The 6,912-nt window shown below is 65.8% G+C and carries 6 protein-coding genes and 1 pseudogene; 2 read left to right on the forward strand and 5 right to left on the reverse strand.

The genetic code is table 11. The annotated features are described in order from the left end of the window. On the reverse strand, positions 1-539 hold a 539-nt coding region (locus C4301_RS08930), incomplete at its 3' end, for an SIS domain-containing protein (RefSeq protein ID WP_352414736.1). Between the two features lie 40 nt (positions 540-579). Here C4301_RS08930 and uvrA point away from each other — a divergent pair. Then, positions 580-3,423, forward strand: coding sequence for an excinuclease ABC subunit UvrA (uvrA, locus tag C4301_RS08935; RefSeq protein ID WP_352414737.1), 2,844 nt, complete (start codon positions 580-582; stop codon positions 3,421-3,423). Here uvrA and C4301_RS08940 read toward each other — a convergent pair. The 3 genes from C4301_RS08940 to C4301_RS08950 are packed head-to-tail and all read right to left on the reverse strand — an operon-like array spanning position 3,398 to position 5,386. After that, entirely contained in the window at positions 3,398-4,015 is a 618-nt protein-coding gene (locus C4301_RS08940; RefSeq protein WP_352414738.1) for a TetR/AcrR family transcriptional regulator, read from the reverse strand. The two genes, uvrA and C4301_RS08940, sit on opposite strands and share 26 nt — an antisense overlap. Positions 4,016-4,034: 19 nt before the next feature. Beyond that, the gene (locus C4301_RS08945; RefSeq protein WP_352414739.1) at positions 4,035-4,535 is read right to left on the reverse strand and encodes a type 1 glutamine amidotransferase family protein; all 501 of its coding nucleotides are present in this window, start codon (positions 4,533-4,535) and stop codon (positions 4,035-4,037) included. Continuing rightward, positions 4,535-5,386 (reverse strand): NAD(P)H-dependent flavin oxidoreductase, encoded by an 852-nt coding sequence (locus C4301_RS08950; RefSeq protein ID WP_352414740.1) that lies wholly within the window; start codon positions 5,384-5,386, stop codon positions 4,535-4,537. The genes C4301_RS08945 and C4301_RS08950 overlap by 1 nt, the downstream gene beginning before the upstream one ends. Positions 5,387-5,422: 36 nt before the next feature. On the opposite strand from C4301_RS08950, the gene C4301_RS08955 reads away from it, so the two are divergent. Continuing rightward, positions 5,423-6,595, forward strand: a complete 1,173-nt coding sequence (locus tag C4301_RS08955; RefSeq protein WP_352414741.1) for an MFS transporter — start codon at positions 5,423-5,425, stop codon at positions 6,593-6,595. Position 6,596: 1 nt separating this feature from the next. Here the strand turns inward: C4301_RS08955 and C4301_RS08960 are convergent. Beyond that, positions 6,597-6,912, reverse strand: a pseudogene (locus tag C4301_RS08960) (glycosyltransferase family 2 protein); the annotation flags it as partial.

Consider the following 6,912-nt stretch of genomic DNA (forward strand, 5'->3'; position numbering starts at 1 on the left):
GCCTCGGGAAGCAGGGGGAGGAGCGAGCCGAGTTCGCCTTCCTCGAGATGGGCAAGGAGGTGGACCGTGGCCGCCAGCATGGCCAGGAAGGACTTGGTGGCGGCCACCGCCCTTTCCTCCCCCGCGTGAAGGGGCAAGACCACCTCCGCCTCCTTGGCCAAGGGGCTTTCCTCCCGGTTCACGAAGGCCACGGTGAGGCTTCCCCTTCCCCGGTAGGCCCGGACGACCTCCAGAAGGTCCGGGCTCTCCCCAGACTGGCTGTAGGCAAGAAGCACCCCCCCCGCCCCAGGGACCTGGCCGTAGAAGGTGGTGACGGAAGGGGCCAGGGAGGCCACAAGCAGCCCCAGGCGGGCCTCGAGGAGGTACTTGGCGAACAGGGCCGCCTGGTCCGAACTCCCCCGGGCCAGGGTGAGGGCGAAGGCGGGCATCCTGCGCTTTAGGAAGCGGGCCAGGCTTTTCACCTCGGGCTCGTTCTCCCGAAGAAGCCGCTCCACCACCTGGGCGGCCTCCCGGGCCTCCTGAACCATCAGGGGCTCCATGCCCTATATCCTACCGGCGCCGGGTGGTATACTCCTTGGGATGGACCGAATCATCGTCCGCGGGGCGCGGGAGCATAACCTGAAAGACATCACGGTTGAGCTTCCCCGGGGCAAGTTCATCGTCATCACCGGGGTCTCGGGTTCGGGAAAGAGCACGCTAGCCTTTGACACCATCTACGCCGAGGGCCAGAGGCGGTACGTGGAAAGCCTCTCCAGCTACGCCCGGCAGTTCCTGGGGGTGATGGACAAGCCCGAGGTGGAGTCCATCGAGGGCCTCTCCCCCGCCATCTCCATCGACCAGAAGACCACGAGCCACAACCCCCGCTCCACCGTGGGCACGGTGACGGAGGTCCACGACTACCTCCGCCTCCTCTTCGCCCGGGCCGGAACCGCCTACTGCCCCGAGTGCGGCCGCCCCATCGAAAAGCAGTCCGCCACGGAGATCACCGACCGGCTTCTTAAGCGCTCGGGGGAGCGGGCCATTCTGCTCGCCCCCCTGATCCGCGGGCGGAAGGGGGAGTACCGGAAACTCTTCCAGCAGCTCATGAAGGAGGGGTATGCCCGGGTGCGGATCGACGGGGTCATCTACCCCCTGGAGGAGGCCCAGACCCTCCGGCTGGAAAAGTACGAGAAGCACGACATCGACCTGGTCATCGACCGGGTGGTCCTAAAGGAGGAGGAACGGCCCAGGATCGCGGAAGGGGTGGAGCTCGCCCTTCTCCGGGGCGAGGGCCTGATGCGGGTCCTCTACCCTGAAACGGGGGAGGAGGAGCTTTTCTCGGAAAAGTTTGCCTGCCCCGAGCACGGCTCGGTGTTGGAGGAGCTCGAGCCCCGCATCTTTTCCTTCAATGCCCCCTACGGGGCCTGCCCCGCCTGCTCGGGCCTCGGCCACCGGCAGGAGTTTGACCCCACCCTCATCGTCAACCCCGCCCTTTCCCTGGCCGAAGGGGCCATCCTCCCCTGGGCCCGGGGCCGGGACACGGGGCGGAGCTACCTCTGGGACCGGATCCGGGCCCTTGCCGAGCACATGGGCTTTGACCTGAGAACCCCCTGGAAGGACCTCCCCCAAGCGGCCAAGGACGCGGTGCTTTTTGGCCTTCCCGAACCCTTCGAGGTGGTTTTGAAACGCGGGGGGAAGGAGACCCTGCGCTTCCAAGTCCACTACGAAGGGGTCATCCCCTGGCTCGCCAAGCGGTACCAGGAGAGCGAGTCCGAAAGCCTCCGCGAGGCCCTGGAGGAGTATATGGCCTTGAGGCCGTGCCCGGCCTGCGGCGGAACCCGGTACAAGAAGGAGGTCCTCTCGGTGAAGGTGGCGGGGAAGAATATCGCCGAGGTCTCGGCCATGCCCGTGCGGGAGGCCTTGGCCTTCTTCCAGGAGGCGGAAAAAAGCCTCCCCCCCTTCCAGGCCCAGATCGCCCGGCCCATCCTACGGGAGATCGCCGAGCGGCTGGGGTTTTTGGTGGACGTGGGCCTGGACTACCTCACCCTGGACCGGGCGGCCAACACCCTTTCGGGAGGGGAGGCCCAGCGCATCCGCCTCGCCACCCAGGTGGGCAGCGGCCTCACCGGGGTGCTGTACGTCCTGGACGAACCCTCCATCGGCCTCCACCCCCGGGACAACCAACGCCTCATCCGCACCCTCAAGCGCCTGCGCGACCTGGGCAACACCCTTATCGTGGTGGAGCACGACGAGGAGACGATGCGCTCCGCGGACTGGATCGTGGACATGGGGCCAGGGGCGGGCATCCACGGGGGCGAGGTGGTGGCCCAGGGTCCTTTGGAAGAGATCCTCAAAAGTGAAAAGAGCCTGACCGGGGCCTACCTCCGGGGGGAGAAGCGGATCGAGATCCCAAAGGAGAGGCGAAAGGGGAATGGGAAGTGGCTCGTTTTGAAAGGTGCCCGGGAGCACAACCTGAAAAACGTTACCCTCCGGATCCCCCTGGGCAAGTTCGTGGCCGTGACCGGGCCTTCGGGAAGCGGCAAGAGCACCCTGGTCCACGAGATCCTCTACGCCGCCTTGGCCCAGCGGCTCATGCGGGCCAAGGCCACCCCCGGGGCCTTTGAGGGCCTCGAGGGCCTGGAGCACTTGGACAAGGTCATCGAGATCGACCAGTCCCCCATCGGCCGCACCCCCCGGTCCAACCCCGCCACCTACACAGGCATCTTTGACGAGATCCGCGACCTCTTCGCCAAGACCCCTGAGGCCAGAAAGCGGGGGTATGGTCCGGGCCGGTTTTCCTTCAACGTCAAGGGGGGGCGGTGCGAGGCCTGCCAAGGGGACGGCACGGTCAAGATCGAGATGCTCTTCCTCCCTGACCTCTACGTCCCCTGCGAGGTCTGCAAGGGCAGGCGGTACAACAAGGAGACCCTGGAGGTCAAGCTCAGGGGCAAGAGCATCGCCGATGTTTTGGACATGACCGTGGAGGAGGCTTTGGACTTCTTCCAGAACGTCCCCACCATCGCCCGGAAGCTTCAGCTCATGCTGGACGTGGGCCTGGGCTACATGAAGCTGGGCCAGCCCTCCCCCACCCTCTCCGGGGGGGAGGCGCAGAGGATCAAGCTGGCCACGGAACTCGGGCGCAAGTCCACGGGCCGCACCTTGTACATCCTGGACGAACCCACCACCGGCCTCCACTTTGACGACGTGGCCAAGCTTTTGGACGTCCTCCACCGGCTGGTGGATGCGGGGAACACGGTGGTGGTGATCGAGCACAACCTGGACGTGGTGAAGACCGCGGACTGGGTGATCGACCTGGGGCCGGAAGGCGGCGACCGGGGGGGGGAGATTGTGGCCGAGGGCACCCCGGAGGAGGTGGCCAAGACCCATAGCCCCACCGGGGTCTTCCTCGCGCGGATCCTCAAGCCCCTGGTGGCGGCGGACTGAACGGGCGGGCCAAGGCCCCCTCGAGGAAGAGGGCCAGCGTCTTGTCCATCTCCTCCTTAAGGTCCTTCTCCGGCGTGTAGGCGGCCCAGCGCAGGGCAGTGAGGAAGTAGAGGTCGGCCAGGGTGCGGCCCATCCGCTCCAGGGAGAGGTCCTTCCGCACCCGGCCCTCCTTGCGAAGGGGGGCGAGGAGCTCGGCGAGAAAATCCCCCAAGGGCAGGGCCTCAAAGGCCGCCCTGGCCCGGAGGGGGTCGGGGTTCAAGAGTTCATAGAAAAGGGGCATGAGGAGGTCCTTCTCCCGCATGGTTCCCTGGGCCAGCTCCTCCCATAGCCACTTTAGGACCTCCAGCGGCGGCTTGCCCTGGGCCAGCCGCCTCCGGGCCTCCTCCTTCAGCCCGGCCAGAAGCTGGCTGCCGTAGTCTAAAAGAACCGCCTCCTTATAGGGGAAGTAGTTGAAAAACGTCCCGCGGGAGACGTGGGCCATCCTGGCGATATCGTTGGCAGTGGTCTCCTGGAACCCCTTCTCGCGAAACAGGGCCAGGGCCGCCTTGAAGATTCGCTCCCGCCTTCTCTTCTTCTGGTGGTCTCGGAGCATGCACGCATTGTACTCGAGTTCAAACTTTCTCTTCAATCACGTTTTGCCCCCAGTCCCAAAGGGCCGCCCAGAGGTCCATCCCGCCCCGGGTGGACCAGACCCGCCCCTCCCGGTGCCAGGGGGCCTCCACCACCTGGTAGCCCTGGGCAAGGAGGGGGGGGGCCACCCCTTGCGCGGCGGCCACCCTCCTTGGAAGCCGGCCCGCCTCCGCGAGAAACAGGTGGGCATTCTCGCCAAGAAAGACCGCCTCCAGGCTCTCCCAGACCTCTTCTAAAAAGGCCAGGTACACGGGGTCTTCCCCAAAGCGCTCCACCCCCTCGGCCCCGGGAAGGACCAGGGCCCGCAAGGGCGGCCGGGCGGGAAAGGCGTAAGTGGGGGTCCAGACCGCCCCCGCCCGGCCTAGAAGGGCCCGGCGGCCCTTGGCCAAGGTGGCCCGGGAAAGGCCTAAGCCGCGGGCAGCCTCGAGGGCCAAGGCCGCCTCCACCTCGTAAAAATTGGGGACAAGAAGGATGCCCAGCATCAGGGAAGGGCCGCCTTGGCCTCATGGTACTCGGCCACAAGGCGTTTGACCACCTCCTTGGCCGAGGGGATGTCCTTGATGAAGGCCACCCCGTGCCCTGCCGAGTACACCTCCTTCCAGGCTTTTCCCCCACCGGCGCGAAACCGGGTCAGGGATTCCCTCAGGAAGTTGGCGTGGACCCCTGTGACCTCGGGGGTGTACTCGACCTCCTCCGGCGTGGCGCGAAGCAGCGCCTCCTTGTACTCCAAAGGGGCAGCCGACTCCTGGGTGGCGATGAACCGGGTCCCGATGTAGGCCCCATCCCCCAAAGCCAAGGCCGCCACAAGGTGCCGTCCAGTGGAAAGCCCCCCCGCGATCAGGACAGGCACGCCGAAGGCCTCTTTGAGCCAGGGCCCCAGAACAAAGGGGCTGATCGTTCCCGCATGCCCCCCGGCCCCAGAGGCCACCGCCACCAGGGCATCCGCCCCCGCCTCCACCGCCTTCTTGGCGTGCCGGAACCCCACCACATCGCACCAGACCACCCCGCCGTAGGCCTTGACCGCTTCCACCACCCGGCTGGGGTCCCCCAAGGAGGTGACCACCAGGGGAACCTTGCGCTCCACCATGGCCTTTAGGTCCTCCTCGAGGCGGGGGTTGTCCTTGAGGATCAGGTTCACGCCGAAGGGGAGGTCGGGGAAGGCCTCGAGGAACTCCCGGAAGCCCTCATGGGTGCGGAAGTTAAGGCTAGGGATCACCCCGATCCCCCCCGCCTCGGCCACCGCCACCAGAAGCGGCGGGTTGGAGACCAAAAACATGGGGGCAGCCACGATGGGGTAGCGGATGCCCAGCATCCTTGTGATGGCGGTCTGCATGTTCCGAATTTTACCGGGTCCAAGGATAATCGAAAAGTGGACCGCGCCCTTCGCCTTTCCCTCCTGGAAGGCCTTTTTGCCATCCTTTTTATCAACTGGAGCACCGGGGTGCTCATCACCGGCTACGCCCTCTTCCTGGGCGCTGATCCCAAAGCCCTGGCCCTTCTGGGCGCCCTCCCTTTTCTGGCCCAGCTCGCCGCCCCCCTGGCGCTTTTTCTGAAGGGTAGCCGGAAGGCGCTGGCCGTGCGGCTCAACCTTTTGGCCCGGGGAGGGTTTGCGCTCGTGATTCTTCTACCCCTTTTGCCGCAGGAGTTCCGGGTGCCGGGGCTTCTTCTCCTCTCCGCCTTTTCCCAGCTCCTTTCCGCGCCCGTGGGGGTGCTCTGGCTGAGCTGGATGGCCGACCTTGTCCCCGAGCAAAAACGGGGGGCCTACTTCGGCCTGAGAAATGCTCTTCTAGGCCTGGTGGGCACGCTGGGAAACCTTATCGGGGGGTACGCGGTGGACCGTCTAGCCCACTTAGGCTATCTCCTGGTCCTCGCCCTGGGGGTTTTGGCCGGGCTGTGCTCGGTGCAGATCCTTAGGGTCCAACCCGAGCCACAACCCGGGCCCACCGCCCCGCCTTGGCCCCAGCTCAAGACGGCGGCCTCGGACCCCACCTACCTGCGTTACCTGCTTCTGGTCTTCAGCTGGTTCTTGGCCGTCATGCTCGGGGGACCCTATGTCATCCCCTATTTCCTCGCCTGGGGTGGGCTTTCCATGACCCAGGTGGGGCTTTGGACCCTGGTCTCCGCCTCCTCCGGCCTTCTCTTCGGACCCCTTTGGGGACGGATCGCCGACCGGAAGGGCCACGCCCAGGTCCTCCGTCAGACAGGGCTTGTGGCTGCTTTGATGCCCTTCTTGTGGCTTTTGGGCTCCGCCAACTTTCCCTGGCCCATCTGGGCCAGCGCCCTTTTGGATGCCCTCGCCTGGAGCGGCCTCAACCCCGCCCTCACCAACCTGGCCCTGGGACGGGCCCCCTCCGCATCCAGAAACGGCTACCTGGCCCTCTTCTGGGTGGCGCTTGGCCTGGGAGGCATCCTGGGAAGCCTTCTGGCGGCCTGGCTTGCCGCCTTTTCCCAACCTACCCCCTACCATCTCCCCCTTTTGGCCTCGGCGCTTCTAAGGCTCCTGGTCCTCCTCCTGATCCCGCCCAGGCGGGAAGGGATCTGAGTCAAGAGGGACCGAGCCCCTTCCTTGTCATCTCCCCCCACTGGCCCCGCTTCTTGATTACCTGGAAGGTGGACAAAAAGCGCTCGAAAGCCAGGACCTGGCGGTAACCTAGGTTCTCCAAAACGGCATAAACGAGGAGGAGCACCCGGTCGGAGAGCCTCGGGTAGCGCTTGAGGAGAAGGGTCTCCATCCCGATCCCGAGCTGGGAAAGAAAGACCCCGAACCCCAGGGCCAGGAGTAGAAAGAGGAGGGCAAAAGACCAGTTCACCAGCCCGAACCAGGCCAAAAGGGGGAGGAAGAGGTAACCCAAAACCTCC

The organism is Thermus sp. (assembly GCF_040290245.1).
In the GTDB taxonomy this organism is placed as follows: Bacteria; Deinococcota; Deinococci; order Deinococcales; family Thermaceae; genus Thermus_A.

Bases quoted from the DNA above. Each gene is read 5' to 3' on its own strand.
- C4301_RS08940 (WP_352414738.1), bottom strand. From the start codon at position 4,015: ATGCTCCGAGACCACCAGAAGAAGAGAAGGCGGGAGCGAATCTTCAAG.
- C4301_RS08945 (WP_352414739.1), bottom strand. From the start codon at position 4,535: ATGCTGGGCATCCTTCTTGTCCCCAATTTTTACGAGGTGGAGGCGGCC.
- C4301_RS08950 (WP_352414740.1), bottom strand. From the start codon at position 5,386: ATGCAGACCGCCATCACAAGGATGCTGGGCATCCGCTACCCCATCGTG.
- uvrA (WP_352414737.1), top strand. From the start codon at position 580: ATGGACCGAATCATCGTCCGCGGGGCGCGGGAGCATAACCTGAAAGAC.